Source organism: Kitasatospora sp. NPDC001132, assembly GCF_053598415.1.
Genome location: NZ_JBSFKF010000016.1, coordinates 53,377 through 79,261, shown reverse-complemented (window position 1 = coordinate 79,261; position 25,885 = coordinate 53,377). Strand labels below are relative to the sequence as shown.

The 25,885-nt window shown below is 72.6% G+C and carries 29 protein-coding genes; 16 read left to right on the top strand and 13 right to left on the bottom strand.

Annotated elements, in window-relative coordinates; all coding sequences use genetic code 11:
* The first annotated feature begins 60 nt into the window (after positions 1-60).
* Positions 61-348: a hypothetical protein gene (locus tag ACWDBE_RS21790; protein ID WP_449808827.1), complete on the top strand. Its 288-nt coding sequence runs from the start codon at positions 61-63 to the stop codon at positions 346-348.
* Between the two features lie 167 nt (positions 349-515).
* On the opposite strand, the gene ACWDBE_RS21785 is transcribed toward ACWDBE_RS21790, so the two are convergent.
* Together ACWDBE_RS21785 and ACWDBE_RS21780 are read right to left on the bottom strand one after the other, a co-directional pair.
* Complete coding sequence (locus ACWDBE_RS21785) at positions 516-701, bottom strand: DUF397 domain-containing protein (RefSeq protein ID WP_449808826.1); 186 nt, start codon at positions 699-701, stop codon at positions 516-518.
* 3 nt (positions 702-704) lie between these two features.
* Positions 705-1,556 carry a helix-turn-helix domain-containing protein gene (locus tag ACWDBE_RS21780; protein ID WP_449808825.1) on the bottom strand — a complete coding sequence of 284 codons (852 nt, stop codon included), beginning with the start codon at positions 1,554-1,556 and terminating at the stop codon, positions 705-707.
* Positions 1,557-1,784: 228 nt separating this feature from the next.
* Here ACWDBE_RS21780 and ACWDBE_RS21775 point away from each other — a divergent pair, with 228 nt between their 5' ends.
* Together ACWDBE_RS21775 and ACWDBE_RS21770 are read left to right on the top strand one after the other, a co-directional pair.
* Positions 1,785-2,153, top strand: coding sequence for an ATP-binding protein (locus ACWDBE_RS21775; RefSeq protein ID WP_449808824.1), 369 nt, complete (start codon positions 1,785-1,787; stop codon positions 2,151-2,153).
* Complete coding sequence (locus tag ACWDBE_RS21770; RefSeq protein WP_449789694.1) at positions 2,150-2,419, top strand: hypothetical protein; 270 nt, start codon at positions 2,150-2,152, stop codon at positions 2,417-2,419. Before ACWDBE_RS21775 ends, ACWDBE_RS21770 begins: the two co-directional genes overlap by 4 nt.
* A 96-nt stretch (positions 2,420-2,515) precedes the next feature.
* Here ACWDBE_RS21770 and ACWDBE_RS21765 read toward each other — a convergent pair whose 3' ends face one another.
* Together ACWDBE_RS21765 and ACWDBE_RS21760 are read right to left on the bottom strand one after the other, a co-directional pair.
* Complete coding sequence (locus tag ACWDBE_RS21765) at positions 2,516-3,436, bottom strand: tryptophan dimethylallyltransferase family protein (protein WP_449808823.1); 921 nt, start codon at positions 3,434-3,436, stop codon at positions 2,516-2,518.
* Between the two features lie 215 nt (positions 3,437-3,651).
* Positions 3,652-3,807, bottom strand: coding sequence for a hypothetical protein (locus tag ACWDBE_RS21760; RefSeq protein WP_449808822.1), 156 nt, complete (start codon positions 3,805-3,807; stop codon positions 3,652-3,654).
* Positions 3,808-3,935: 128 nt separating this feature from the next.
* Between ACWDBE_RS21760 and ACWDBE_RS21755 the strand changes: the two genes are divergently transcribed.
* The 3 genes from ACWDBE_RS21755 to ACWDBE_RS21745 all read left to right on the top strand — a co-directional run bounded on the left by ACWDBE_RS21755 (position 3,936) and on the right by ACWDBE_RS21745 (position 6,365).
* Positions 3,936-4,757, top strand: a complete 822-nt coding sequence (locus ACWDBE_RS21755) for a class II aldolase/adducin family protein (RefSeq protein WP_449808821.1) — start codon at positions 3,936-3,938, stop codon at positions 4,755-4,757.
* Between the two features lie 64 nt (positions 4,758-4,821).
* Positions 4,822-5,856 carry a 2-dehydropantoate 2-reductase gene (locus tag ACWDBE_RS21750; RefSeq protein ID WP_449789690.1) on the top strand — a complete coding sequence of 345 codons (1,035 nt, stop codon included), beginning with the start codon at positions 4,822-4,824 and terminating at the stop codon, positions 5,854-5,856.
* 173 nt (positions 5,857-6,029) lie between these two features.
* Positions 6,030-6,365 (top strand): NIPSNAP family protein, encoded by a 336-nt coding sequence (locus tag ACWDBE_RS21745; protein WP_449789689.1) that lies wholly within the window; start codon positions 6,030-6,032, stop codon positions 6,363-6,365.
* A gap of 102 nt (positions 6,366-6,467) precedes the next feature.
* Here the strand turns inward: ACWDBE_RS21745 and ACWDBE_RS21740 are convergent, their stop codons facing one another.
* On the bottom strand, positions 6,468-6,926 hold the full coding sequence (locus ACWDBE_RS21740; protein WP_449789688.1) for a MarR family winged helix-turn-helix transcriptional regulator: 459 nt from the start codon (positions 6,924-6,926) through the stop codon (positions 6,468-6,470).
* A 189-nt stretch (positions 6,927-7,115) separates the two neighbouring features.
* On the opposite strand from ACWDBE_RS21740, the gene ACWDBE_RS21735 reads away from it, so the two are divergent.
* The gene (locus ACWDBE_RS21735) at positions 7,116-8,660 is read left to right on the top strand and encodes an MFS transporter (protein WP_449808857.1); all 1,545 of its coding nucleotides are present in this window, start codon (positions 7,116-7,118) and stop codon (positions 8,658-8,660) included.
* A gap of 328 nt (positions 8,661-8,988) precedes the next feature.
* The gene (locus tag ACWDBE_RS21730) at positions 8,989-9,573 is read left to right on the top strand and encodes a hypothetical protein (RefSeq protein WP_449789687.1); all 585 of its coding nucleotides are present in this window, start codon (positions 8,989-8,991) and stop codon (positions 9,571-9,573) included.
* A gap of 327 nt (positions 9,574-9,900) precedes the next feature.
* Here ACWDBE_RS21730 and ACWDBE_RS21725 read toward each other — a convergent pair whose 3' ends face one another.
* On the bottom strand, positions 9,901-11,250 hold the full coding sequence (locus tag ACWDBE_RS21725) for a helix-turn-helix transcriptional regulator (protein WP_449808820.1): 1,350 nt from the start codon (positions 11,248-11,250) through the stop codon (positions 9,901-9,903).
* A gap of 165 nt (positions 11,251-11,415) precedes the next feature.
* Between ACWDBE_RS21725 and ACWDBE_RS21720 the strand changes: the two genes are divergently transcribed.
* Positions 11,416-11,625, top strand: a complete 210-nt coding sequence (locus tag ACWDBE_RS21720) for a hypothetical protein (RefSeq protein WP_449789685.1) — start codon at positions 11,416-11,418, stop codon at positions 11,623-11,625.
* Positions 11,626-11,954: 329 nt separating this feature from the next.
* Here ACWDBE_RS21720 and ACWDBE_RS21715 read toward each other — a convergent pair whose 3' ends face one another.
* Positions 11,955-12,722, bottom strand: a complete 768-nt coding sequence (locus ACWDBE_RS21715) for a CDP-alcohol phosphatidyltransferase family protein (protein WP_449789684.1) — start codon at positions 12,720-12,722, stop codon at positions 11,955-11,957.
* 332 nt (positions 12,723-13,054) lie between these two features.
* On the opposite strand from ACWDBE_RS21715, the gene ACWDBE_RS21710 reads away from it, so the two are divergent.
* Together ACWDBE_RS21710 and ACWDBE_RS21705 are read left to right on the top strand one after the other, a co-directional pair.
* Positions 13,055-13,630: an NUDIX hydrolase gene (locus tag ACWDBE_RS21710; protein WP_449808819.1), complete on the top strand. Its 576-nt coding sequence runs from the start codon at positions 13,055-13,057 to the stop codon at positions 13,628-13,630.
* Between the two features lie 67 nt (positions 13,631-13,697).
* On the top strand, positions 13,698-14,381 hold the full coding sequence (locus ACWDBE_RS21705; RefSeq protein ID WP_449808818.1) for an HAD family hydrolase: 684 nt from the start codon (positions 13,698-13,700) through the stop codon (positions 14,379-14,381).
* 7 nt (positions 14,382-14,388) lie between these two features.
* Here ACWDBE_RS21705 and ACWDBE_RS21700 read toward each other — a convergent pair whose 3' ends face one another.
* The gene (locus tag ACWDBE_RS21700; protein ID WP_449808817.1) at positions 14,389-15,102 is read right to left on the bottom strand and encodes a YidC/Oxa1 family membrane protein insertase; all 714 of its coding nucleotides are present in this window, start codon (positions 15,100-15,102) and stop codon (positions 14,389-14,391) included.
* 118 nt (positions 15,103-15,220) lie between these two features.
* Entirely contained in the window at positions 15,221-15,514 is a 294-nt protein-coding gene (locus ACWDBE_RS21695; protein WP_449789680.1) for a DUF6412 domain-containing protein, read from the bottom strand.
* A gap of 229 nt (positions 15,515-15,743) precedes the next feature.
* Between ACWDBE_RS21695 and ACWDBE_RS21690 the strand changes: the two genes are divergently transcribed.
* Entirely contained in the window at positions 15,744-16,028 is a 285-nt protein-coding gene (locus tag ACWDBE_RS21690) for a type II toxin-antitoxin system Phd/YefM family antitoxin (protein ID WP_449808816.1), read from the top strand.
* Positions 16,029-16,077: 49 nt separating this feature from the next.
* Positions 16,078-16,443: a PIN domain-containing protein gene (locus ACWDBE_RS21685; protein ID WP_449789679.1), complete on the top strand. Its 366-nt coding sequence runs from the start codon at positions 16,078-16,080 to the stop codon at positions 16,441-16,443.
* Here the strand turns inward: ACWDBE_RS21685 and ACWDBE_RS21680 are convergent.
* Positions 16,430-16,948: a hypothetical protein gene (locus ACWDBE_RS21680; RefSeq protein WP_449808815.1), complete on the bottom strand. Its 519-nt coding sequence runs from the start codon at positions 16,946-16,948 to the stop codon at positions 16,430-16,432. The two genes, ACWDBE_RS21685 and ACWDBE_RS21680, sit on opposite strands and share 14 nt — an antisense overlap.
* 62 nt (positions 16,949-17,010) lie before the next feature.
* Positions 17,011-18,087 (bottom strand): Gfo/Idh/MocA family oxidoreductase, encoded by a 1,077-nt coding sequence (locus ACWDBE_RS21675; protein ID WP_449789677.1) that lies wholly within the window; start codon positions 18,085-18,087, stop codon positions 17,011-17,013.
* 246 nt (positions 18,088-18,333) lie between these two features.
* On the opposite strand from ACWDBE_RS21675, the gene ACWDBE_RS21670 reads away from it, so the two are divergent.
* From ACWDBE_RS21670 to ACWDBE_RS21660, 3 genes are all read left to right on the top strand, one after another.
* The gene (locus ACWDBE_RS21670; RefSeq protein WP_449789676.1) at positions 18,334-19,113 is read left to right on the top strand and encodes an HAD-IIA family hydrolase; all 780 of its coding nucleotides are present in this window, start codon (positions 18,334-18,336) and stop codon (positions 19,111-19,113) included.
* A 228-nt stretch (positions 19,114-19,341) separates the two neighbouring features.
* Positions 19,342-20,070 carry a uracil-DNA glycosylase gene (locus ACWDBE_RS21665; protein WP_449789675.1) on the top strand — a complete coding sequence of 243 codons (729 nt, stop codon included), beginning with the start codon at positions 19,342-19,344 and terminating at the stop codon, positions 20,068-20,070.
* A gap of 275 nt (positions 20,071-20,345) precedes the next feature.
* The gene (locus ACWDBE_RS21660; RefSeq protein ID WP_449789739.1) at positions 20,346-21,347 is read left to right on the top strand and encodes a glycoside hydrolase family 6 protein; all 1,002 of its coding nucleotides are present in this window, start codon (positions 20,346-20,348) and stop codon (positions 21,345-21,347) included.
* A gap of 43 nt (positions 21,348-21,390) precedes the next feature.
* On the opposite strand, the gene ACWDBE_RS21655 is transcribed toward ACWDBE_RS21660, so the two are convergent.
* Positions 21,391-23,322, bottom strand: a complete 1,932-nt coding sequence (locus ACWDBE_RS21655) for a galactose oxidase-like domain-containing protein (protein ID WP_449808814.1) — start codon at positions 23,320-23,322, stop codon at positions 21,391-21,393.
* Positions 23,323-23,346: 24 nt separating this feature from the next.
* A complete protein-coding gene (locus ACWDBE_RS21650) occupies positions 23,347-25,506 on the bottom strand; it encodes a glycosyltransferase family 2 protein (protein WP_449808813.1) in 2,160 nt (719 codons plus the stop codon).
* Between the last annotated feature and the right edge of the window lie 379 nt (positions 25,507-25,885).

Sequence of the window (25,885 nt, the reverse complement as noted above, 5' to 3'; positions counted from 1 at the left end):
GTGCGGATTCGATCGCCCCGGTCGATCATTCGGCACTGCGGAAGCGTTTGTCCAGGCTTCGTGATCACGTACGAGAGTTGGGACGTGCTGCCGGACGGCGAGCGCGAGCAGTGGATGCTGGAGCCGTTCGAGAGCGTGGGGCCGCTGCGGTTCGGGATGCTGATCGACGAGGTGTCCGACATCCTGAGCCGCCGCGCCGACGACCTTCAGCGGTACTCGGGGCCGTGCCTGGCCGAGGACCCGTACGGGCTGGTGACCGGCCGCTACCGGAGCTTCGGGTTCACGCTCTACTACTGGGGCGAGCGGCTGTGGGGTGGGAAACGCGGAAGGGGTCCGGCACCTGGGTAGGTGCCGGACCCCTTCCGACTGTGGAGCGCCAGGCCCGGGTTGCACGGACTCTTCCTACTGAAAGTAGGACGTGCTCTGGTAGCACCGCTGACGCCTGACGAGAGATCATCTCTCTCGCGACGTCAGGAACATTAGCAGGTCAGCGCCCGTGCACCGAATCGGGGGAGTCAGGCGTCGAACTCGCCGGCGCGGATGGCGGAGACGAGGTCCCGCCACTCGCTGACGTCGAGCTGGGCGATGGCGTCGGGCCGGAGGCTGCTGCGGACGTAGACGGCGTCGGGGCCTATGGCCACCTCAGGGCATGCGTTGGCATCTGCGCACGCCTTGGGTCGCTTCCAGTGAGTGGTTTCCATGGATTAGAGCTCTTTCTTGATAAGCCTGATGGCGTCGCGGGATTTGCTCTCGGACAGGGACCGCTTGGTCATCGTTTCGATGATGTGGCGATAGTTCTCCAACTGCTTCTGCTCATGCAAGAACGCGGGGCCGCCTACGGCGTCGAGCTGCACAGTGTCCAAGCGGGGCACTGGGCCCTTCGCGTAGAAGACGCCTTGACCTGCGCCGATGAATCCATTGGAGCTGAAGCTGATGACCCGGAGCGTGACATGCGGTAGCTCCGAGAACTCAAGCAGCTTGTCGAGCTGTTGCTTCGCGGCGTCTCGACCGCCGAACAGCATGCGCAGGGCTGCTTCGTGAACCAGTGCCGAGTATGGCGGCGCTCCGTCGCGCATCAGGACTTCCGCGCGCTTGAGTCGGTGTTCAAGTCGGGCTTCGAGAAGGCGCGGCGGCAAAGGCGGGTAGACCTCGCCGAAGATGGCCCTCGAGTAGGCCTCCGTCTGCATGGCTCCGGGGCAATGTGAGACCTGGTAGGTGAGCATCCCCTGGGAGAAGTACTCCATCTCCGCGATGTCGAGGAAGCCGACTGGAACCGAACCGCGGAAGTCCTCCCACCAGCCTCTGTGACGCTCCTCGGCCATGGCGGCGAGCGCCTCGATGTAGGCGGTGTCGCCCTCCTGGAAATCGGAGGCGAGCATCCTCACGCGCTCGGCACTGATGGGGTACTGCGCCTTCTCGATCTGCGTGATCTTCGTTCGAGAGAACCCAAACAGTGCGGCAGCCTCGGCAGTTGTGCGTCCGGCGCAGTCGCGCATCTTCCGCAGCTCGATGCCGACTCGTTCCTGTCGGGCAGACGGGGTGGTTCCAGGTGGCATGCCCCAAGCATCCATCGCAATCCCGCGAGGGGTCTAGCAATCCATCGATCGAGTGAAGGGTTAGGTAGAAGTGCCGGTACATGTGCCAGTGATGCCCTACAGTCAGTGACGCACCGATCACCGATGCGGGCGTCAGTAACGCTGCCTCGCACCGAAGAGCACCCATGCCCGGGCTGGCTCACGGCGACAGCTCGCTCGGCTCACCCTTCCATCCCCCTGGGAGACGCTGTGCGTAACCTCAACTCCCCCTCCCTCACCCTCTCCCGCGACGCCCTGCGCGACGGGATGACCAGCGCCGGCTGGCCGCCCTCCCTCATCGCGGACGCCGAACTCGCGATGGTCGAACTCATCGTCAACGCCTGGCGCCACGGCGAGACGACCTCCCCGGTCATCCTGATCCACCACCGCGCCAACACCCTCCGCGTCGCGGTCTCCGACCGCAGTCCGCTCCCCCCGGAGAAGGGCCCCCTCTCCCTCCTCTCCGAGACCGGCCGGGGCCTCCAGCTCGTCGCCGGCCTCACCCACCGCTGGGGCGTCGACCCCCAACACCTCGGCAAGACCGTCTGGTTCGAGCTCCACCAGGACGGTGCTCTGTGAGCGCCCACCACCCCATCCACCCCGCCGACCCGGCGCTCCTCCACCTCACCTCGCGCCAGGTCACCGAACTCATCGTCGAACTCCGCACCGAGGGCCGCGAATTCGGCCTCCTCTGGCCCTCGGTGACCCCGGGTGGAACCAACCTCCACGGCCGTCCGCTGGTCGACATCGGCAACGTCCCGGCCAGCACTCTGATCAACCTCCTCGCGCTCATCCGCGAGTTCAGGCGCAACCGCGACGTCCACCACCGGGCGGAGGCTACGTAGAGCCACCGCCCGCACCCGAGCCTGCGACCTCGGAAGGCCCCGGTCCCGGGAGGGTGCTTGCATGGAATTCGGGTGATCCGGACCCCGATGGCCTGCTCAGTTCACCGGCCCGGCGTAGGTCCCGGCGTAGGTGTTGAACCGCAGGTAGAGCCCGATGTGCGCCGGAATCCCCGGCGCGATGGTGCGGTAGCTGCACAGCTCCTGCACACCGGTGTCGCCTTCCTCGACCCCGGCCGTCAGTCGCCTCAGCATCTCGGCGTGCGGGCGCGGGTCGACCCCCTCGATCCGCATCAGCTCCGCGATCCGCGCGGCCGCCTCGGCATCGCTCCGGGCGTTCCCCGGCAGCCGCAGGTAGACGTTGGCCTCCTCGGGCCCCGTCGCACCCTCGCGGAACGCCAGGCAGGTCATCGGCTCGTTGTCCACCGTGCCGCCGTCCCGCCCGTAGATCACGGCACGGGCCCGCGCCGCCCGCGCCGAGTCGTGGCGGTGGGACAGTGCGGCCACCGTGTCCAACTCGTCCATCATCATCGGGAGATGGCGGAAGTAGACCTTCACCCGGGAGGCGCTGCCGCCGTCCAGATCGAGTGCGAAGAACTCCACCTCGTGCCCGCGCAGCGCGAGTTCCTCGCACCGTCGACCCACCGGCTCCCAGGCCTTCTCCAGCCCCAGTCGGTGCATGGCCTCGGCCATGATCTCGTGCGTCCGGTCCAGGCCGTGCGCCTGGGGGTTGAGGTAGACCTTGTAGTGCGGCCGCTCGCCGGGCTGCCAGGCCAGGGAGTGCCAGATGGTGGGCCGGTTGTGGTCGGGAGCGGTCGTGACGAACAGGTCCTCGACGTCGAGGTACCGTTCGATGCTCACCCCCGGCCGCTCGGCGAGCCGGAGCGTCAACTCCCGTCCGGCTTCCTGGTATCCGAGTGGGGTGCGATCGCTGCTCAGCGACTCGAACAGGATGCGGACCTCCGGCTCTCCCGCCTTCCAGCTGACGGAGAGCTCGGCGGGGAAGCCGTCGGACGACACGAAGGAAGGAGGATCGCACCTGGTCCCGATGGCGCGGTCGCCCCACGGGCTGAGCACGTCCCGAAGCTCCCGCAGGATGCGCGCCGTCTCCGACTCGCCTGTCCCCAGGCCTCGGCAGACGGCTGTCCACTTCTCTTCCAGGAACTGCCCGAACGTCTTCTCCGGGTCCCGGAAGGGGGCCGGGGCGGATAACGCGTCGCGAAGCAGCGGGCTGGTCACTGGCCCGACTGGTTGGGCTCGTTCCACTGGACCACGACGTCCTGGTTGGGCTCGTTCCACTGGCCGGCGACGGTGGTGACCGAGGCGCCGCCGAGCAGGGCCGTACCGGCGGCGATCCCAACTGCCAGTGCTGCCAATGCCTTGCGCATCATTGCCCCTCTCCATGATCGGTGATCAGATTGATCATAGGCACGAGATCATTGCCAAAGGTATGTATCTTTCGAACATGTCTTTGGCTTGATCCACCCCCTGCCCCGCCGTCGCAGCCCCGGGAGTCGCCATGTCCGCACCGCAGCAGCCCACCGACCCGTACGCGGCGACCGGCGTCGTGGGCCCGGCCCCGGAAGGGGTGACCCTGCCGCTGCCGCCGGTCTTCGACACCGTCGAGGAGGAGCGCCAGTACCGGAAGGAGCAACTCGCGGCAGGCTTCCGCCTGTTCGGCCGGTTCGGCTTCTCGGAGGGCGTCGCCGGGCACATCACCGTCCGTGACCCGGAGAACCCGAACTGGTTCTGGGTGAACCCGTTCGGCATGAGCTTCAACCAGATCAAGGCCTCCGACCTGGTCCTGGTCGACCACGACGGAGCCCTGCTGCGCGGCACCCGGCCGGTGAACCGGGCCGCGTTCGCGATCCACTCCCAGGTGCACGCGGCCCGCCCGGACGCCGTCGCCGCCGCGCACTCCCACTCGCTGTACGGCAAGGCCTTCTCCAGCCTCGGCATCCCGCTCGACCCGATCACCCAGGACGCCTGCGCCTTCTTCGAGGACCACGGGCTGTACAGCGACTACCGGGGCGTGGTGACCGAGACCGAGGAGGGCAAGCGGGTCGCCGCCGCGCTGGCCGACCACAAGGCCGTGATCCTGCAGAACCACGGCCTGCTGACGGTCGGCGGGACGGTGGCCGAGGCGGTCTGGTGGTTCGTCACCATGGAGCGCTCCTGCCAGGCGCAGCTGCTCGCGATGGCGGCCGGCACGCCGAAGCTGATCGACCGGGAGACCGCGCTGAAGACCCGCGACCAGCTGGGGAGTTCGCTGGCCGGCTGGTTCCAGGCCCGCCCGCTGTGGGACCAGATCACCCTCTCCGACCCCGACCACTTCGACTGACCGGCCGGCCCCACACCCCCGTTCCTCCTCCTCGTCGTCCTCGCCTTCGTTCTGGAGCCGCACCGTGCCCACCACCCCCGCCCAGCGCAGGCTCCGGATCGCCGTGTTCGGCGCCGGGTCCATCGGCTGCCACCTCGGCGGCATGCTCGCCTCGACCGCCGAGGTCACCCTGGTCGGCCGCCCCGCCGCGATGGCGGCGATCGACGCGGACGGGCTGACCCTCACCGGCCCGGGCGAGGCCCGCCGCGAGGTACGGGAGCTGACCGCCGCCGCCGGCCCGGAGGCCGTGGCCGGCGCCGACTACGTCCTGGTCACGGTGAAGTCCGCCGACACCGGGACCGCCGCCCGGGAACTCGCCCCGCACCTGGGCCCCGACACGGTGGTGGTCAGCTTCCAGAACGGGCTGCGCAACACCGAGGTGCTCGCGGCCGCGCTGCCGTCCCACCGGGTGCTGGCGGGCATGGTCCCGTACAACGTGGTGCGGACCGGCCCCGCCGCCTTCCACCAGGGCAGCGGCGGCTCGTTGATGCTGGCGGGAGAGCAGGGCGCGGACGCCCTCGCCGACGCGGCCAGGGAGAGCGGCCTGCTGCTGGAACTGCGGTCGGACATGCCGGCCGTCCAGGCGGCGAAGCTGCTGATGAACCTGAACAACGCCGTCAACGCGCTCTCCGGGCTGCCGCTGCGCGAGCAGGTCGGGCAGCTGGCGTACCGGCGGTGCGTGGCACGCTGCCAGCTGGAGGCGCTGGCGGTGTTCCGGGCCGCCGGAGTGGAGCCGGCCCAGCTCGGCCCGGTGCCGCCGGAGGTGATGCCGCAGGTGCTCGAACTGTCGGACGCGCAGTTCCACGAGCTGGCCGGGGCCAGCCTGCAGATCGACGCCACCGCCCGCTCCTCGATGTGGGAGGACCTCCAGCGCGGACGCCCCACCGAGATCGACTCGCTCCAGGGCGAGATCGTCGCCCTCGCCGAGCGTCACGGCCTCACCGCCCCGGCCAACGCCCGTCTGATCGCCCTCGTCCGCGAGGCCGAGGCGGCCGGCCCCGGCGCGGCGCCCGGCTGGGCCGGCCCCGCCCTGCTCGCCGAAGTCGCCCCGGTCGGCTGACGGTCGGGCCCCGGTGATCGCGCCGCCGTCGACGGTGCGTCCGGCTCGAGCGCAGGACTCGGCCAGGGCCGACTCCCGCGCGCGGCTCCGCGCTCCCGCGTAGGCTTCCGCCCGCCCCGGCCGGGGGACGGTCCTCCGGTGTCACAGGGCGTCAACCACTCGGAGGGGAAAACGTGATACTCGAGATCCGCACCTACCGCCTCAAGCCGGGTACGCGTGCCGACTTCGTCCGGGTGATGGGCGAGGAGGCCGTCCCGCTGCTGCGGGCGGCCGGCATCCGGGTCGTCGACCACGGGGCGTCGCTCGTGGACGAGGACGGGCACGAGGAGGCGTACCTGATCCGGGCGTTCGACTCGATCGAGCAGCACCGCGCGCAGGAGGACGCCTTCTACGGCAGCGAGGTCTGGCGGCAGGGCCCGCGGGAGGCGATCGTCTCCCGCATCGAGAGCCTGCACTCGATCGTGGTGGAGGCCGCCGACGACGCGGTCGAGGTCTTCAAGCGCTCCTGAACCGCCCCTGACCGACCCTGGCCGCCCCTGACCGCTCCCGCTCCACCCGTCCGGCTTCACCGTCCGAGCCCCCGGTGGGCCTCGGGGCCGAAGCCGGCACCCTCAACCCCGGGGCCAGGGGCGGCCGTCGATCCGTTCGATGCCGGTGTTGAAACGGCGCAGGTACGCCGCGAAGGTGGCGATGTCCTCCTCCGGCCAGTCCGCCATCACCAGGTCGAGCGCCCGGACGTGCGCCTCGCGCTCGTCGTCCAGTCGGCGCCGGCCCTCCTCGGTCAGGCGGAACTTGCGGGCGATGCCGCCGTCCGGATCCGGGATGCGGTCGAGGAGCCCGGCGGCGGTGAGCGCCGCGGTCTGGCGATTGAGCGTGGAGACGTCCAGCCCGAAGGCGTCGCTGAGCTGCCCGATCGACATGGGCCCCTGGGCCGCGACGCGGCTGAGCAGGATGTAGGCGCTGCGTTCGAGCTGGCTGCCCTCGGGGCGGCGGTCGTCGACCTGGTTGAGGTCGCGGTGCCGGGCGAACACCAGGAACTCGAGGGCTACCTCGTGCGTGGGGCCGGCCATGTCGAAGTCCCTTCATCACCGCGTTGACCTGCGGGTTCTTCGTCGATCACGTCCAGTATGCCAGAGATGTGCGCATCCCACACGATGTGCATGATGCACATCATGTGTAGCCTGAGCAGCCTGTGCTATCTGCACATGATGTGCGAACTGCACACGCCTGCGTCCCCCGAATGCCCGAGGAGGCCCGTCATCAACGGCCCCGCCCCCACCGCCCGTACCGGTCCGATCGTGGCGACGCTCGCCTTCACCGGCACCGTCGCCGCGATCATGCAGACCCTGGTCACCCCGCTGATCAGCGAACTCCCGCAACTCCTGCGCACCACCGCGTCCAACGCCTCCTGGGTCATCACCGCGACCCTGCTCTCCGCCGCCGTCTTCGTCCCGATCAGCGGCCGCCTCGGCGACCTGCTGGGCAAGCGGACGATGCTCATCGGCTCCTGCGTCCCGCTGCTGTTCGGCTCGGTGCTGTGCGCGGTGGCCGACTCCGTGCTGCCGATGATCACCGGCCGGGCGCTGCAGGGCATGGGCATGGGCCTGGTGCCGATCGGCATCAGCCTGCTGCGCGACGTCCTGCCGCCCGAGCGGCTCGGCTCGGCGATCGCGCTGGTCAGCGCCTCCATGGGGATCGGCGGCGGCCTCGGCCTGCCGATCGCGGCCGGCGTCGCCGACTACGCCAGCTGGCGCGTGCTGTTCTGGGGCACCGCCGTGCTGACCGTCGTCATCATCGGCATGCTCTGGACCGTCATCCCGGCCTCACCGGCCTCACCGGCCTCACCGGCCTCACCCACCGTGGCCTCGCCCGCCGAGGGTGGCCGCTCCACCGCGGGCGGCCGCTCCGCCGGCCGCCGGTTCGACTTCGTCGGCGCGATCGGCCTGAGCACCGGTCTGGTCTGCCTGCTGCTGCCCGTCTCCAAGGGCGGCGACTGGGGCTGGGGCGGCACCCGCACCCTCGGCCTGTTCACCGCCTCCGCCGCGATCCTGATGCTCTGGGCCCGCTGGGAGCTGCGCGTGACCGAGCCGCTCGTCGACCTGCGGGTCACCGCGCGCCCGCGGGTGCTGCTGACCAACGCCGCCTCCGTGCTGGTCGGCTTCGGCATGTACGCCCAGGCGCTGATCATCCCGCAGCTGCTCCAGCTGCCGGAGGCCACCGGCTACGGGCTGGGGCAGTCGATGCTGGCGATGGGCCTGTGGATGGCGCCCGGCGGGCTGATGATGATGGTCGTCTCCCCGCTCGGCGGCAAGCTGTCGGCCGCCCGCGGACCCAAGTTCACCCTGGTCGCCGGGGCGCTGACGATCGCCGTCGGGTACGGGCTGGCGCTGCCGCTGATGGGCTCCACCTGGGGCGTGCTGGTCGTCACGATCGTCTGCAACAGCGGTGTGGGCCTCGCCTACGGCGCAATGCCCGCGCTGATCATGAGCGCGGTGCCGCTGACCGCGACGGCCTCGGCGAACAGCTTCAACACTCTGATGCGCTCGCTGGGCACCTCGGTGTCCGCCGCCGTGATGGGTGTGGTGCTGTCGCAGCTGACCGTCACCCTCGGCGGGCACACCCTGCCCTCGGAGGGCGGCTTCCGGGTCGGCCTGGTGATCGGCTGCGCCGTCGCGCTGATCGCGGCCGCCGTCGCCGCCGCCATCCCCGCGCCGCCGGGGCCGCAGCTGCGCGCCGTCCCGGCCCAGGAGGCGGCGGGCGCCGACGCGGCGGCCGCCGACGCGGGGAAGCCGGCCACCGCCTGAGCCCCGCGCCCGGGGTCCCGTCCGGGCCCGGCGGGTCCCGTCCGGCTCCGGTCGGGCCGCCTCCGGCTCCGGTCGGGCCGCCTCCGCGCGGGGCGGCCCACTCGGACGGGTCAGGAGCTGTCGCTGTGGAGCGGGATGTTGCCAAGCATGGGGACGTACGGGCCCCTCGGCCGCCGAACACCGACCAGGAGAGGGATCCTCGGTGCGTGAACTCCACAGTCCCCCCAGCCACGGCCGAACCGGCCACCGTCCGCCGCCCGGCCGTCGCGCGGGCGGTGACGGGCGAGCGGGCCGGAGCTGGACACCGCAGCGCACGGTCGCGCTGATCGTGGCGGCGTCCGGCGCCGTGGTGCTCGCGGCCTGCGGCAGCAGCCCGTCGGGCACGGCGGCCGGCTCGCCGACGGCCACCGCGCCCAACACGAGCGCCTTCTCCGGCGAGCCGCCCTCAGCCGTCGCCTCCGCCGCGCAGTCGCTGCTGGCCTCGGCGTCGGCCGCGGCCGCCTCGGCCTCGGCGGCCGCCTCCGAGGCCGCCGCCTCGCTCTCCGCGAGGGCGTCCGCCTTCGGGGCGTCCGTGTCGGCCCAGCAGTCCGCGACCCAGGAGAAGGCCGCCTCGGTGCTCAGCGGGGTCACGGACGGCGGCAACGCGCAGGGCGACATCACCATCACCGGAGTCCCGCGGCAGAACACCGGGGGCCTGCACGCCGTGGTCGTCACGATCCAGAACCCGGGGCCCAACGCGGCCTCCTACGCGGTCCAGGTCGACTTCACCGACGCCGGCGGCAAGGCCGTGGACAGCGCCGTCGTCGGAGCCGAGAACGTCCCGGCGAACGGCAAGGCCCAGCCCGTCGCCTTCAGCCGGCAGCCGGCCGACAAGACCCTGATCCCGGTGGTGGTCAAGGCCGTCCGCTACTGACGCGGGCCCGTCCGTCGTCCGCCGCGCGATCCCGCACCCGACTGTGGGCGTCGCGCGGCGGGCGCCCGAGCACCTCCCGCACGGTGCCGGTCACCCACTCGGTTCCGAACGTCCTCCGGGCCTGCGCCGCGGTGAAGCCCTGCGCCGCGGTGAGGCCCCGCGCGTCCCCGGTGGCCCGGGGCCGCCCGGCCGGCGCCACGAGTCGGAGCGACCCGCGCCGGTGAGCCCGCGCTCGCGCCGACTCGCCGTGGACGCCCGCGGTCCCGCCGCCCACGCCCGGGTTACGTCACGCCGTCGCCGGGTTACGTGACGCCGGCGGCTCGCTGCTCAGGTGACGCCGCCCGCCTGTTCCCGTCGGCGGGTCCGGTAGGCGCGGGAGCGGCAGCGGGGCGAGCAGTAGCGGGGCGGTCGGCCGCCCGGGTGCCGGCCGTCGGGGGAGGGGGCGGGTGCCGGGAGTGGCCCGTCACAGGCGGGGCAGGCCGCCGTCGGTGCAGGCTCGGTCGGTGCGGGGGTCTGCGGTGTGGGCGTCTCCGGCGCGGGTTCGTCGGTTCCTGCGGTGGGGGTGGCGGGTGCCGGGTGCGAGGTCAGGCCCAGTCGCTCCGCGACCACGCCGGCCTCGAAGCGACTGTGGGCGCCGAGGCTGTCCAGCAGGTCCGAGACGTGCCGGCGGCAGGTGCGCAGGGAGATGCCGAGGCGGCGGGCGATGGACTCGTCCTTGAGGCCCTTCGCGAGCAGCACCAGGATGCTCTGCTTCATCGTCCTGGTGACGTCGTGCGCGGCCTGCGGGCCGCTGGCGAACGGGGTCGCGTTCTCCCAGTCCCGTTCGAAGACCGTCAGCAGGTAGCTGATCAGGTCGGGCTCCCGGATGATCAGCGCGCCGCCGGAGCTGGCGGGCAGTAGGGCCAGGGTGCCGTCGACGATGATCAGCTGCGGCAGCACCTCCGGCAGCGTCCGGATCTCCGCGCCGGCCTCGATGAGCTGCTCCGCGTGCACCCGGGTGGGCTGGTCGAAGCGGGTCGCGTGCTGGTAGAGGCTCCGCATCCGGACGCCCCGGTCGAGCAGCTCCAGGTCGCGCGGAAGCGCCTCGCGCAGGGCGGCGGGGGAGAACGCGCCGCCGTGCTTGGAGACCAGCACCTCGCTGCGGCAGGAGTCGATCACGTCGGCGAGCATCGAGCGCACCGCGAACTTGTCCGGCAGGCGGTCGATGGTGCCCTGCGGGAAGGCGTGCTGGCGGGCCTGGACGTAGACGGGCACCAGCGCCGCGAGGCCGTCGCGCTGCCGCTGGACGAGCCGCCGCTGCTCGCGCAGGGCCTCCTCCCGGGCGCGCAGGGCGGTGTCACGGGCGGAGAGCAGCTGCGCGGTCGCGGCCTGGGGGCTGACGGGCCGCCAGGCGATCGGGCCGCCGCGGGCGGGGGCCTCGCCGGAGGGGGTCTCGCCCGCGGGGGTGTCGCCCGCGGGGCCGTCGGGTGAGCGCAGCTCCTGGAAGAGGCAGGCCCCGGTGAGCTGCCGGACGGCCGCCTCGCACTCCGCCAGGCTCAGGTCGGTCTCCGATGCCGCCCGCGCCAGGGTCGCCGGGGTGAGCTGCTCGTTCACCACCGTCCAGCGGTAGAGGGTGACGGCGGTGCTGTCGAGTGCGGGTACGTCGACGGTCGGATCGGGGCCGGTCTCGGGGTCCATCGCATGCCTCCTAAAGCTGCCAGGCAGGCTCATGATCCCTTGCGGGGGATGCCGTGGCCATCCGCCGCCTGGCAGGGTGGCGAGCACGGGCCGGGCGCTGCGGCGGGAACCGCGGAGAGGCCCGGAACGTGTGGAACTGTCCCCGAAGTGATGGGAGTTGTCGGCATGCGAGGAATCGTGACGCGGACCCTGGCCGCGGTCGCGCTGGGCGCCGCCGCCTGGTTGGGCGGGGTGTCCCCGGCCGGTGCCTCCGTGTTCGACGATGCGACGCCGACGGGCTCGAGCGCGGGTGCGAGCTACGGGCAGGGCGGCCACAACTGCGTCGCGACGACGGCCTGGGGCGACGCCTGGTGCACCGGCAAGCCGCTGAGCTGACCGGCCGCGGCGCGACTTCCGTCTCCTCGGCCCTCCTCGGCCCTCCCTCGGCTCCCCCTCCCGGAAAGGGATCCTGTCATGCATATGGCCCTGAAGCGTTCCGTCCGTACCGCCACCACCGCCACCGGCCGGGCCGGCTTGACTGCCTCGTCCTCTGCGTCCGCCGCCGGGTCCTCCGCGTCCGCGAGCCGCTCCGGCCGCTGAGCCTCCTCCCGGCGAAGTGGCGCGCCCTGCAAGGGAAGTCGGCAGAGTCGACCTCCCTGCAGGGCGCGTTGCCGATTCCGGCGGTCCCTTCGTTCGTCCGTCCGTTCGCCCGTCCGCCCGCGCGCTCAGCGCAGTCGCGAGGAGGACAGGATCGATGCCAGGTGCGCGACCACCATGCCCCAGGTGATCACCGTGATGCCCGCGAGCGTCCACCGCGTCGCGTCCAGGTTGCCGAGCCCCGCGTCCACCGCGGCCGCCGCCAGCAGCACCAGCGAGGCCTCGATGCCGTTCGTCACCCGGTGGATCTTGAACACCGAGGCGAGCCTGCGGGCCGTCGCGATGCCCTGGGAACGCGGCTGCGTCGACTCCTCGGTCGCCGGGAGCTGCCCGCTGCGGGCCCGGGCCACGTCCACCAGGTCGGTCGAGGCCTTGAGCAGCACCACGCCCAGCGCGGCCGCCAGCCCCGCCGACACCCACAGCTCCGACCCGCCGCGCGCCGCCCGTACGCCCGCGCCGATCATCAGCGCGGCGTCCGCCAGATAGGCGCCGAGCCGGTCCACGTACACCCCGGCCATGCTGAACCGGCGCTTCCAGCGCGCCACTTCGCCGTCCACGCAGTCGAACAGCAGGAACAGCTGGAACAGCACGGCGGCCAGCACCGCGCCGGTCAGACCCGGGATCAGCAGGGCCGCGCCGCCGCCGATCCCGCACACCACCATCACCCAGGTGAGGGTGTTCGGCGACACCGAGGTGCGCACCAGCTGCCGGGTCGTCCGCAGCGAGATCGCCCGCATGTACATCCGGCCCGCCCAGTGCTCGCCGTTGCGGCTCTGAAGCTTGGCCTGCGGCTGGCACACCTCGCGCAGCTCGGCGAGTGCCGGAGCAGCCACCATGACGACTTCCCTCCACCTGTCCTGAAACGATCACCACAGGCTACGGCCTCCGGGGGAACGCCCCGACCGGGTGGGGCGCCGGTGGTGGTACGGGAGGTGTCCACCGGTGGAACGTCTGTCGCGGACGGCTGTCGGAGGGGTGCGGGGCGGTGTGCGGGGCGGTGCGGGCGGCGGTCTGTACGGCGGGTGGGCGGTGGAGTGGGCGGTGAAAACCGGTGGGCCGCCCGAGCGGGCCGGGCTAGGCTGCGCGGGTTCGCCGGAACCCGAAGCCCCGGGGCCGACCGCTCGCCCCCGACCGCGCGGTCCCGGAGCGGAACGAGGAGCGCAGATCCATGGTGACCACGGGCGGCCCGTCCCAGAGCCCCGACCTGGCCCGACTGCTGGCGGACCACCGCCCGCACGGGCCGGTGGAGACCGCCGACCACGAGCGGGCCCGCCGGCTCCTCGACGTCGCCGACGCCTGGAACAGGGACACCTTCCCGCTCCACTTCACCGCCTCCGCGCTGATCGTCCACCCGCCCACCCGCCGCGTCCTGCTGCGCTGGCACGTCCGCCAGCAGGCCTGGCTGCACGTCGGCGGCCACGGCGACCCGGGGGAGACCCGGCCGCTGGACATCGCCCTGCGCGAGGGCCTGGAGGAGACCGGCCTGACCGACCTCACCCCCTGGCCCGGCCCGGCCCTCGTCCACCTCGCCGTGGTGCCCGTCCCCGCCTCGCCCGCCGAACCCGCGCACCAGCACGCAGACCTGCGCTTCCTGCTGGCCACCGGCACCCCGGAGTCGGCCCGGCCGGAGAACCCGGCCGCCCCGCTGGAGTGGCTCACCGTCGAGGAGGCCGGGCGACGGACCACCGAGGAGAACCTCCGCGAGACCCTCGACCGCGCCGCCCGCCTGCTGCCGCCCGCCTGACCGACTCCCGCCGCTGCCCGCCCGACTGCCCCCTGCCGCCCGAGCGATGTCCCCTGGAGACCACCGGATGCACACCGACCAGACCCTGATCTTCGACGCCGACGACACCCTCTGGGAGAACAACGTCCTCTTCGAGCGGGTCATCGACGGCTTCCTGAACTGGGTCGCCGCCCCGGCCGAGCACGTGCGCACCAGGGCCCTGCTGAACGAGATCGAGGCCGCCAACTCCGCCACCCTCGGCTACGGCGCCACCGTCTTCCGGCAGAGCCTCGCCGACTGCCTGCAGCAGCTCAACAGCCGCACCCCCACGGCCGAGGAGCAGGCCCGCATCGACGACCTGCTCACCCCGCTGACCAGCCGCGACGTCGAACTGATCCCCGGCGTCGCCGACACCCTGGCCGCCCTCGCCGACCGCCACCACCTGCTCCTGCTCACCAAGGGCGACCAGGACGAACAGCGGCGCAAGGTGACCGAGTCCACCATCGACCACCACTTCCGGGGCGTCCACATCGTCGCCGAGAAGTCGGTCGACACCTACCGGCAGCTCACCACCGACCTCGGCCTCGACCCGGGCCGGACCTGGATGATCGGCAACTCGCCCAAGTCCGACATCGCCCCCGCCCGCCGGGCCGGCCTGCGCACCGTCTTCATCCCGCACGAGCACACCTGGGTGCTGGAGCACACGGAACTCGGCCCCGACGAGGCGACGCTGCAGCTCGGGACCTTCCCCGAGCTGCTGCACCACTTCTGATGGACCGTCAGCCCATCGCCGAGGCCGCCGGGACGGGCGTCCCGTCCCGGTGCAGCCACGCCCGCTCGGCGGCCGACCAGACGCCGGTCGTCAGCAGGTAGAGCACGGCGGCCACCGGCACCAGCGCCGCGAACAGCACCGACCCGAACGACAGATACGGCAGCAGCGCCGCCCCCGGCCGGGCCGGAGCCTTCGCCGTCGATGCCGCTGCCGCCGCCGCGGCCGCGCGCCGGGCCCGGCGGAAGTTGACGACCCCGACCGCCGCCAGCCCGGCGAACAGCACCCCGAACACCACCCACTGCCCGGCGCCGTGCGCACCCGTGACGCGCAGGCCCAGCGGCACGCCGAACAGGGTGCGGTCCAGCAGGTCGTTCGGGGTGGTGAACAGGCGGTACATCACGGAGAAGAACGGGATCTGCACCAGCAGCGGCAGGCACCCCGCGAACGGCGACACCTGCTCCTTGCGGTACATCTCGGCCATCGCCTCCCGCAGCTTCTCCGGCCGGGCCCGGTGCTTGTGCTGCAGCGCGGCGACCTTCGGCGCCAGCCGCGCCCTGGCCTTCTCCCCGCGCGCCGCCGCCCGCGCCAGCGGGTGCAGCGCCAGCCGGACGGCGACGGTGAACAGGACGATGGCCGGCGCGGTCGGCACCAGGTGGGCGACGGCGGCGACGACGGCGTGCGCCACGGCGACGGCCGGGTCGAGAACGGCGAGTACGGACATGGTGAAGCGAGCCCTCCGGGGTCTCAGGACATGAGTGATCGGCGGAGGACGGCCACGGAGAACGTCTTACGGTCTTACGGTCCTGCGGAAGACTCGCGGAAGACCGGCGGAAGAGGGTTCACGCGGCCGCCGGGGCCGCTCCCGGCGCCCTGGGGCGTCGCCTGCCCCGGGCGTCCGGATCACGCTGCGGAAGGAACGCCGTACCGAACGCCCGACGCCGCAGCACCCCGCTGCGCACCGCCGCCGGTGCCCGTGCCCCCAGCAGCCGCGCCCCGGCCAGTGCCCCGGCGACCGCCCCGGCCACCAGCACCACGGCCGCCACGGCGGCAACCGACGCCAGCGTCCCGCTGTCGGCCACCGACTCCCCGGTCAACACCCGGAGCAGGCCCAGCAGCATCGCGACCACGGCCACGGCGCCCTCCCCCTCCCGGTGTCCTCGGCTCCCTGACGTACCAGCACGACGATCCTCCGAGCCGCAGGGTTCCCGCCCGTCGGGGATTTCCCCGGCGGTGCGTCCCCGCCCGCGCCCGCGCCCGTCGTCGCTCCGTTTCCGTTCGTGCTCGAAGGTGCCCTTCCCGGCCGAGGGGGCGGGACGTGCGGGGGGTGTAGCCGGCGGTGCTACGCGGGGCTACCGTGGAAGGGTGAAGACGATTACCCAGCGGGAGTTCCGGAACAACTCCGCCGCGGTGATGGACGCGGTGGAGGCGGGGGAGACCTTCCACATCACCAGGAACGGGGTCGAGGTCGCCGAGCTGCGGCCGGTGTCCGGGCGCCGGCGGCTCACGGCGGAGGAGCTGGTGGCGCGGCACGTGAAGCTGCCGCGGGTGGACTACCAGCAGATGCGCAAGGAGGCCGAGGAGCACTTCGGGCCCGAGGAACTGGTGGGGGACGAGGGCGACGACCCGTTCGAGCGGCGGCGTGGCTGAGCGCCGCAGGGCGCCCCGACGAAGGCCGGCCGGGGTGCTGGACACCTGCGTGTACATCGATCTGGCGCTGCTCAGCCCGTCCGACCTGCCGGCCGTACCGGAGCTGACCGCCATCACCTTCGCCGAGTTGCAGCAGGGCGTGTCGATGGCCAGGGACCCGGCCAGCCGGGCGGCCCGGCTGGAGGTGCTGGGCGCGGCGATGGCGGACTTCGACCCACTGCCCTTCGACGCGGCCGCCGCCGCCCGCTACGGGACGCTGGTCACCCTCACCATCGCCGCGGGGCGGCAGCCGCGCCCGCGGCGGATAGACCTGATGATCGCCGCGGTGGCCTCGGCCCACGGGCTGCCGCTGTACACCCGCAACGTGGCGGACTTCCGGGGGCTGGGCCCGGCGGTGGAGGTCATCGGGGTGTGAGGGCGGCGGTCCCGCTGCGATCCACCTCGTCCGCCAGGGCCGTCGCGGCCTTGATCGCGGCAGGGCGCCGCCGGGTCCTGGTGACCACCTGCTCGTCACCACCCCCCTCAGGGCGGGCGGTGACCACGAAGTGCGGGCGGCCGGTCAGCTCGATGAACAGCCAGCGGAACGTCAGGAACAGCACGACGACCGCAACGGCGACGATCTCCATGAAGGGGATGACGGCGAGGACGTTCAGCAGCTTCTCGACGAAGCTGCCCTTCGCGGGCTCCCGGTACCCGTACGGCCGCTCGATCGCGATCAGGACCGGTCGGCCGTCCGGCCCGGTCGCCTTCACGCACCCGCCGAAGTCGGTCCGGTCCCCGCGGGCCCAGGCCTTCCGCTGCAGCGCCAACGCTCCGGCGCTCTCGCGCGCGCTGAACCGCCGGTCCCGCTCCTGGTCCTGGCGGATCCGCTCCTCGTCCGCGGCCTTGCGTGCGGCCCGCCGCTCCCCCCGGGTGCTCATGGCGATCATCGTAGGAGCTCGGTTCAAGGGAGGGCGCAGCGGGCCGGCGGAGCGGCCGTCCGTCAGCCCAGGCGGACCGCCGTCCCGGTCGCGGCGGAGGCGCGGGCGGCCTCCAGGACGGCCAGGGCGGCCACCGCGTCGCGCGGGTCGACCGGGGGCGGGGTGCCCGGGGTGGCCAGGGTGGCGGCGACGCCCCGGTAGAAGGCGGGGTAGTCGCCCGGGTCGGTCGGCAGCGAGATCGCGGACTCGTCGGTCCCGAGGGTGCCGTAGTGCGCGGGCTGGTCGGCGCCCCACGGGCGGGTGCCGTCCGGCCGCAGCCCCGCCCGCAGGTCGGCCTCCTGCGGGTCCATGCCGGGCTTGACGTAGCCGGCGGTGTCGCCGAGCACCCGCAGCCGCGGGCCGATCAGCGGGGTGACGGCGCTGGTCCACAGGTGGGAGCGGGTGCCGGAGGCGTGGGTGAGGGCCAGGAACGCGTCGTCGTCCACCACCGCGCCGTCGCGCCGCACGTCGATCTCCGCGTACACCGTCTCGACCGGCCCGAACAGGGTGAGCGCCTGGTCGACCAGGTGGCTGCCCAGGTCGTACAGGGTGCCGCCGACCTCGGCCGGATCGGCCAGCTCCCGCCAGCCCGGCTTGGGCTTGGGACGGAAGCGCTCGAACCGGGACTCGAAGCGGTGCACCCGGCCGAGCGCGCCGCCCCGCACCAGGCGGCTCGCGGTGAGGAAGTCGCCGTCCCAGCGCCGGTTGTGGAAGACGGAGAGCAGGACGCCCCGCTCCTCGGCGAGCCGGCACAGCTCCAGCGCCTCGGCGGCGGTGCCCGCCAGCGGCTTGTCCACCACGGTGGCCAGGCCGGCCCGCAGGGCGGCGCGGGCGAGCGGCGCGTGGGTGCGGTTGGGCGAGGCGATGACGACCAGGTCGAGCGCGTCCGGGTCGGCGAGCAGCTGCTCGGGCGTGTCCACGGCACGGGCGCCCGGGTGCTCACGCGCCAGCTGGGCACGCCGCTCGGGATTGGCGGTGACCACGGCATCCAGCCGCAGGCCCGGCGTGGTGGCGATCAGAGGCGCGTGGAACGCGGAACCGGCCAGGCCGTAGCCGACCAGGCCGACGCGGAACGGACCGGAGCTCGTCTTCGGGGTCATGCGCCTACTCAATCACGGGGCGCCCGCTTGCTCCCGGTTTGGTGCACGGGGGCCGGGGTGCGCGGGGCCGGGGTGCGCGGGTGGGGAGTGCGGGCGGGGTGCGCGGGCGGGGTGCGCGGGTGGGGAGTGCCGGGGAGGTTCCGGTGGGCGGGACGTTCTGTCCCCGGACACCCGGGCGGATTAGGCTGTGCCGCGTCAGGGCCCTCGTACTACGCATGACGTTGCAACACTTCGGGAGACACGCACGTGGCAGACCGCAAGCCCATCGAGTCCTGGCTGACCGACATGGACGGGGTCCTCATCCACGAGGGCACCCCGATCCCCGGGGCGGAGGAGTTCCTGCGCAAGCTGCGGGAGTCCGGCAAGCCCTTCCTGGTCCTCACCAACAACTCCATCTACACCCCGCGCGACCTCAGCGCCCGGCTCGCGGGAATGGGGCTGGAGGTGCCCGAGGAGTGCATCTGGACCTCCGCCCTGGCCACCGCCAAGTTCCTCAAGAGCCAGCGGCCGAACGGGACCGCGTACGTGATCGGCGAGGCGGGGCTGACCACCGCGCTGTACCAGGCCGGTTACGTGCTCACCGACAACAACCCCGACTACGTGGTGCTCGGCGAGACCCGCACCTACTCCTTCGAGGCGCTCACCAAGGCGATCCGCCTGATCAACCAGGGCGCCCGGTTCATCTGCACCAACCCGGACGAGACCGGCCCCTCCACCGAGGGCGTGCTGCCGGCCACCGGCTCGGTCGCGGCCCTGATCACCAAGGCGACCGGGGTCGAGCCGTACTTCGTCGGCAAGCCCAACCCGCTGATGATGCGCGAGGCGCTGAACACCGCCGGGGCCCACTCCGAGACGGCGGTGATGATCGGCGACCGGATGGACACCGACATCGTCGCGGGCATGGAGGCCGGCATGGAGACCGTCCTGGTGCTCACCGGGCTGACCTCCGCCGCCGACGTGGAGCGCTTCCCGTACCGTCCGGGCCGTGTGGTCCAGTCGATCGCCGACCTGATCGAGCTGATCTAGGGACGTCCCCGCGCCGGCAGCCCTCCGGCCGCCGCGGTTCTGTCGTGGGCCCCGTTCCGGCCGGTCGCCGGGGCGGGGCCGTTTCGTACCCGCTGGTAGGGGCCGGCGGCGGCCGCCCATCCGGGCCCGGGACCGGCTCCGGGGACGTGAGTTGTCGGTGGGGCTGTGTAGCGTTCGGGGTGAAAGAGGGCGTGCGGCGCAGCAGCCGCGGTGTGGGAGGTAGATGTCGTGACGGACACGGTCGAGGCGGGCGTGGTCGAGGCCGGCGCGGGCGGCGGGCTGGAGCTGCCCGAGTCCTGGCGCGAGGTGCTCGGCGCCGAGACGGAGAAGCCGTACTTCGCCGAGCTGGCGGCCTTCGTGGCGGCCCAGCGCGCGGAGCACGAGGTGTTCCCGCCGAGCGGCCAGGAGTTCGCCGCGCTGGAGGCCACCCCGTACGACAAGGTCCGGGTGCTCGTGCTCGGCCAGGACCCGTACCACGACAACGGCCAGGCCCACGGCATGAGCTTCTCGGTGCTCCCGGGCACCAAGACGCCGCCGTCGCTGCGCAACATCTTCAAGGAGCTGGACGCCGACCTGGGCATCCCCGCCCCGGACAACGGCTATCTGATGCACTGGGCCGAGCAGGGTGTGCTGCTGCTCAACGCGGTGCTCACGGTCCGCGCGCACGAGGCCAACTCGCACAAGGCGAAGGGCTGGGAGAAGTTCACCGACGCCGTGATCAAGGCGGTGAGCGACCGCGAGGAGCCGGTCGTCTTCGTGCTGTGGGGCAACTACGCGAAGAAGAAGCTGCCGCTGATCGACACCACCAAGCACGTGGTGGTGCAGGGGGCGCACCCGTCGCCGCTGTCGGCCAAGCTGTTCTTCGGCAGCCGCCCGTTCTCCCAGATCAACACCGCGCTGGACTCCTTCGGCGCCGAGGCGATCGACTGGCAGGTGCCGAACCTGAAGGAGGCGTGAGCCCGGCCTCGAGCACCTCGGTGTGAGCGCCCTGGTTCGAGCATCTCGGTTCGAGCACCTCGGTTCGAGTGTCGGTGGCCGTGGGCCGGACGGGTTCGATGTCCCGTTCGTCCACGGCCACTTGGCGTTCAGCGACGGTGGCCGTCGGCCGGTACCGGGTGTGCTTAGCTGGTGCCGACCGGTCGCCGGACCGGTCCGGGGAGGGGCGTCACGTGCACGGGCTGGGGCGGACGGGGACGTTGCGGTGGGCCGTGGGGGCGCTGCTGGCCGGGGTGATGGCCGTCGTTTCCGGCTGTAGCGGGTCGGACGGCGGCACGCCGGGCGCCGTCGCGAGTTCGGGTCCGGGCGGTGGCGGTGGCGGGGGCGTCGGCGCGGGGCGGGTCGGGGAGCTCGCCCAGCCCCCCGGGCAGGCCTTCTACGTCTCCGACCGGACCAACGCCGCCCGCCAGGTGACCGCGCTGCGCGGCCAGGGCCGGACGGCGGAGGCCGACGAGCTGCTGCGGATCGCCACCCAGCCGTCCTCGCAGTGGCTCGGCGAACAGGGCGCCCGGGAGATCGCCGAGCAGGTGAGCCGGCAGGCCACCGAGGCGGGCCGGACGGCGGTCTTCGTCGCGTACGACATCCCGCACCGCGACTGCGGCCAGTACTCCGCCGGCGGCGCCCCCGACGCGGCCGCCTACCGGGCCTGGATCACCGGCGTCGCGCAGGCCCTCGGGGACCGCAGGGCCTGGGTGGTGCTGGAGCCGGACGCCGTCGCGCACACCCTGGACGGCTGCGGGATCAAGGGCGACCTCGCCGCCGAGCGGTACGGCCTGCTGGCCTTCGCCGTCCAGGAGTTGAAGAAGAACCCGAACGCGCGGGTCTACCTGGACGCCGGCAACCCGGGCTGGGCGCAAGACCCGGCGGAACTGGCCACCGCCCTGCGCAAGTCGGGCATCGCGGCGGCGGACGGCTTCGCCGTGAACGTCGCCAACTTCTACGACACCGACCGGAACGCGGCGTACGGCGCCAGTCTCTCCGCGGCCCTCGGCGGGAAGAACTTCGTCATCGACACCAGCCGCAGCGGCAACGGGGCGCTCGGCGGCGCCTCCTGGTGCAACCCGCCCGGGCGCGCGCTCGGCGAGCGGCCGACCACCGAGACCGGCCGGCCCGGGGTGGACGCCTACCTGTGGATCAAGAACCCGGGGGAGTCGGACGGCGACTGCGGCCGGGGCGAGCCCAGGGCGGGCGAGTTCTGGCTGCCGTACGCGCTCGGGCTGGCGCGGGCGGCGCGCTGAGGGCGCTCGCTCCGCCGGGGCCGCCCGCGCCGTTTCTCGGGCGTCAGCCGGTGACCTGGATCCAGCGGGCGACCGACGGGGTGCCGGCGGCGTCCGTCAGGAACAGCATGTACCAGCCCGGCGGCAGCAGGTCGGCGTTGCCGGGAAGGGCGAGCGAGACGCCGTCCGCCGTCCGCCCGGTGACGTCCAGGGCCACCGAGCGCTGCTCGACGTCCGTCACGTGGGTCACCGAACTCGGCCGGATCAGCTTGGCGGTGGCGACCGCCTCCGGCCGGGCGGTGCCGACCGTGACGGACCCGCCGAGCCTGGCCGTCCGCGGAACGGCACCGACCTGCGGGCGGTCGCCGTGGTACAGGTACGGCGGGGTGTAGATCTCGATGCGCTGCTCGAAGCCGCCCGGCTGCGTCTCGGCCTTGTCCGCGAAGAGCGGGTTGGAGCCGAGCACGGCGACCCGGCCGTCCGGCAGCAGCAGCGCCTCGGAGTGGTAGTTGCGGCCGACGGTCGGCTCAGCGGCGGTGCTGAAGCTGTTCGAATCCGGGTGGTACACCTGCGCCCTGAGCAGGTCGCTGTCGCCGCGGCCGCGGTAGCCACTGGATCCGCCGGTGGTGAAGACGGTGTCGTCCGGGAGGATCACGCTGTTGAGGTAGCGGGTGCCGCCGGCCGGCAGGTCAGGCCCCGGGGTGAAGGCCGGTTTGGCGGAGGAGAGGTCCGCGATGTCGGTGCGGGCCGTGGACAGCGGGGACTCGCCGACGCCACCGCCGCCGAGCACCATCACCCGCTGCGCCTGCGCGGGCGGCAGCAGCACCGAGGAGGAGGTCTCGGTCAGGCCGGGGTCGCGCAGACCGGGGACGGGCTGGAAGGCCCCGTTCGAGAGGTCCCACAGGCCGGGCTCGCGGCCCTTGTCGCCGGGGCCGTAGCCGCCGTTGGAGCCGGAGTAGAAGAGCCGGCCGGAGGCGGTGAGGAAGATCGCCGGGTAGGTCGGGAAGTAGTGGTCGGGGCCCTTGGACCAGGACTTGGTCTTCGGGTCGTAGATCTCGTTGTCGTTGCCGTTGAGGATCTCCCCGGTGTCGTCCAGCCCGGAGACGGTGACCACCCGGCCGTCGCCCAGCCCGGTCAGCGTCGGGTACCAGCGGGCGTGGGCCATGTCGGTGACCGGCTCGTACAGCTCGGTGTCCGGGTTGAACTCGAAGGCGGAGCGGATGCCCTGGTACTCCTGCTTGTCCAGGGTCAGCTTCTCGTTCTGCCCGTACAGGTTGTGGGCGTCCGTGCCGCTCAGGCCCTTGATCCGGTACTGGGCGGGGGAGTCGGAGGCGTAGTCCGGGCCCGGGCCGACCGCCTCCACGTACACGTGCTGCTCGCCGGCGGTGACCACGGTCTGCTTGCCGGAGCCGGTCTTGGTCGCGGCCGGGACGGTCACCGCGGCGGTGCTGGCGTACTCGTGGCCGTTCGGGGAGACGAAGACGGTGCCCTTGGGGAAGGTCCGGTCGTGCTCCGGGCTCTCGTTGCGCACCCGCATGACGCCCGCCGCCTTCTTCACGGCGCCGGCCAGCTTCTCGTAGCGCTGGGTGCCGCCGGCCACCAGGACGCGGCCGTCCGGCAGCGAGGTGTGGCCGCCGCAGAACATGTCGGCCGGGGTGGGGACCAGCTTGTAGGTGTTCTCGGCCGGGTCCCAGAGCAGGCTCTTGAAGGTGCCGGCGTTGAACTGCTTCTCGTCGTTGCCGGAGCCGGCCACGATCAGGACCTTGCCGGTGCGCAGCAGGGTCGCGTGCACGGCGTTGACCCGGAACTCGGCGGGCAGCGACAGGGTCTGCCAGTGGCCGTACTGCGCCTTGTACTCGGGGCGGTTGATCACGTAGTGGTGGTACTGCTCGGAGGCGAAGCCGAGGACGGCCGGCGCGTTCATCCCGGCCACGGTCAGTGCGACGGTGCTGCCGAGGGCGAGGCGCTTGGTGCGGCCGGCCTTGTGGATCTTCACGTGGGTGCTCCCCTCGGGAGGTCGTCAGTGGGTGGGTGTCAGGGGGTGTCCGGGCGGTACGGGAGCTGCGGGTGGTGCGGGGGCTGCGGGTGGTACGGGGGCTGCGGGGGGTACGGAGGTTGTGGAGGCGCGGGGATCGCGGGCGTGGCGGGCGTGGCGCGGGCGGCGCTTCTCCAGGAGGACGCCAGGGGTCGAGGCCGGGCCGCCGGTGACGGTGAGGGTGGCGGTGGGGCGGCTCCGTCGGCGACGGACGGCGTCGCCGATGGTGATCAGGACCGGCAGGAGGGTGAGCAGGAGGGCGATCCAGGCCCAGGTGCGCATCGCGGCGTGGTCGTAGCCGGTGAAGTAGGAGGCGGTGATCGCGCCGCCGAACACCAGCGTCCAGAACAGGTGGAAGCGGAAGGCGCCGAGCCGGTCGGTACTGGCCGAGCGGCCCTTGGGCGTCACCACGAAGCGGCTGCGGCGGCGGACGAGTGCCTGGAGCAGCGAGGCCGCGTAGACCGGGCCGCAGAGCGCCGACATCACCATGCCGGCGACCCCGGAGGAGCCGGCAGGCTCGTGCGGGCTCACGTTGTGCTTGCGGTTCCAGGTGTAGAGCAGGAGTTGGAGCGCGGCGGCGTCGCTGTAGAGCATCATCCAGATCTCCGAGGAGACGTGCACGCCGGAGGCGCCGAAGCCCAGGTAGAGCACGCTGGACAGGCCGCCGAGCAGCCAGGTGAGGGCCGCCATCGGGTAGAAGCCCACCATTAGCGAGTAGTTGAGCAGCCGGCCGGGCGACAGCTTCCACAGCACCCGCCAGTACTGGGTGAGCAGGGTTTCGTAGGTGCCCCGGCTCCAGCGCAGTTGCTGGGAGAAGAAGTCGGTCCAGGAGGACGGCCCTTCGCCGACCGCCAGCACGTCCGGGGTGTACACGGACTTCCAGCGCTCCCCGGTCTCCGGGTTCCGGCTGCGGTGGAACTCCAGGCCGGTCGCCATGTCCTCGGTGATGGAATCGTACAATCCGCCGATCGACTGGAGCGCCCGGATTCTGACGGCGTTGTTGGTGCCCACGAACATCGGTGCGCCGTAACGGTTTCCGGCACGCTGGATGAGGGCGTGGAAGAGGTACTGCTGGCTCTCGGAGAACCTGGTGACGGCCGAGCCCGAGGTGCGGTAGTTCCCGTACACCTGGGGGCTGACCACGAATGCCACGTCCGGGTCGCGGAAGTAGCCGAGCATCCGCTCGCAGAAGTCCGGCAGCGGGACGTGGTCGGTGTCCACGGACACCCAGAACTCGTAGTCGTCGCCGTGGGCCTGGAGCCAGGCGTTGTAGTTGCCGTGCTTGGTTCCGGCGCGGAACCGGCCCTTCGGCCGGTTCCAGTGCGGGCGGCCGGCACGGCTGAAGTGGCGCACGCCCAGTTCGGTGCAGAGCGCCTGCATTGCAGGATCGTTTCCCTCGTCCAACAACCAGACGTCGTAAGGTCCGTCGTGCCGCACGGCCCGGGCCGCGGTCAGCGTGGCCCGCACCATCTCGGGCGGTTCCTTGCCCGGCACGCAGGTGGTGAGGAAGGCGACCCGGGTCCCGGCCTCCGGTGTCACCGGGACCGGGTCGCGGGCGACCAGCGTGGCGTGGGTGTTGGAGACGACGTTGACCAGCCGGAACACCTCGACGACGGCGATGATGCCGATCATCACCTTGTCGCCCAGGAGCACCAGGGCGTTCGTCTCGTCCAGCCGCTCGGGCCAGTGCTCCGGCAGCAGCAGCCAGACCAGCAGCACCGCCTCCACCACGGGGGCCGCCATCATCAGCAGGGCGGCGCGGATCCGGTGCGGCTCGCGGCGCAGCAGGCTGCGGTACCGGACGCGGTAGGGGGGTGCGGGGGGCGGGTCGTAGTCGTACGGGGCGGGGCCGTACGGGGCGGTCGTCGAGGTGGGGTCGTACGGGGCGCCGGGGGGTGGGTCGTACGGGGCGGCCGCGGGCGCGGGGCCGTAGCGGGCGGCCGGTTCGGGCCAGTAGACGCCGCCGCCGAGGTCGTCGTCCTCGTCCGGGTCGTACGCCGGGCCGGCGAGACGGCTGAAGTGACCGTAGTCGTAAGGGGCTTCGGGAACCGGAACGGCGCTCAGGGCGGCCTCGTCCAGCTGCCCGGGACCTCGCCCGTGGGCCGTTCCGACGCCCTTTCGTCGCGAGAACGGCGGCGTGGTCATAGCTGCTCCCCCCGGAGTTCGCGCCTCGCTAGGCTCGCTCGGCTTCTGCGTGGGCTTGCCTCGACTCGGAGCCGTCCGGGTGGAAGTGGAACAGGGCGGAACGGGGCCGAATCGGTCGGCGTCAGCTCGAATCGGCTGGGCCGTCCAGCGCATTCGGCGTGTGCGATCGGTTCCTTGGAGCGGCGGTGCGGCGGTGCGGCGGCTTCGAATTCGGGATCCCGATGCACTTTCCCGTTTCCCCTCCGGGCACGTCGGGATCCTTGGTCTCCTCAACTCTCCCTGAGCGCACCGGTGATCGCAACCAGTCCGGGAGATCGCCGCCGCCGAGGCATGAAGATGACCCGGTTCCCGGCCGCAATGGCGGGGGTTGATGCTATTG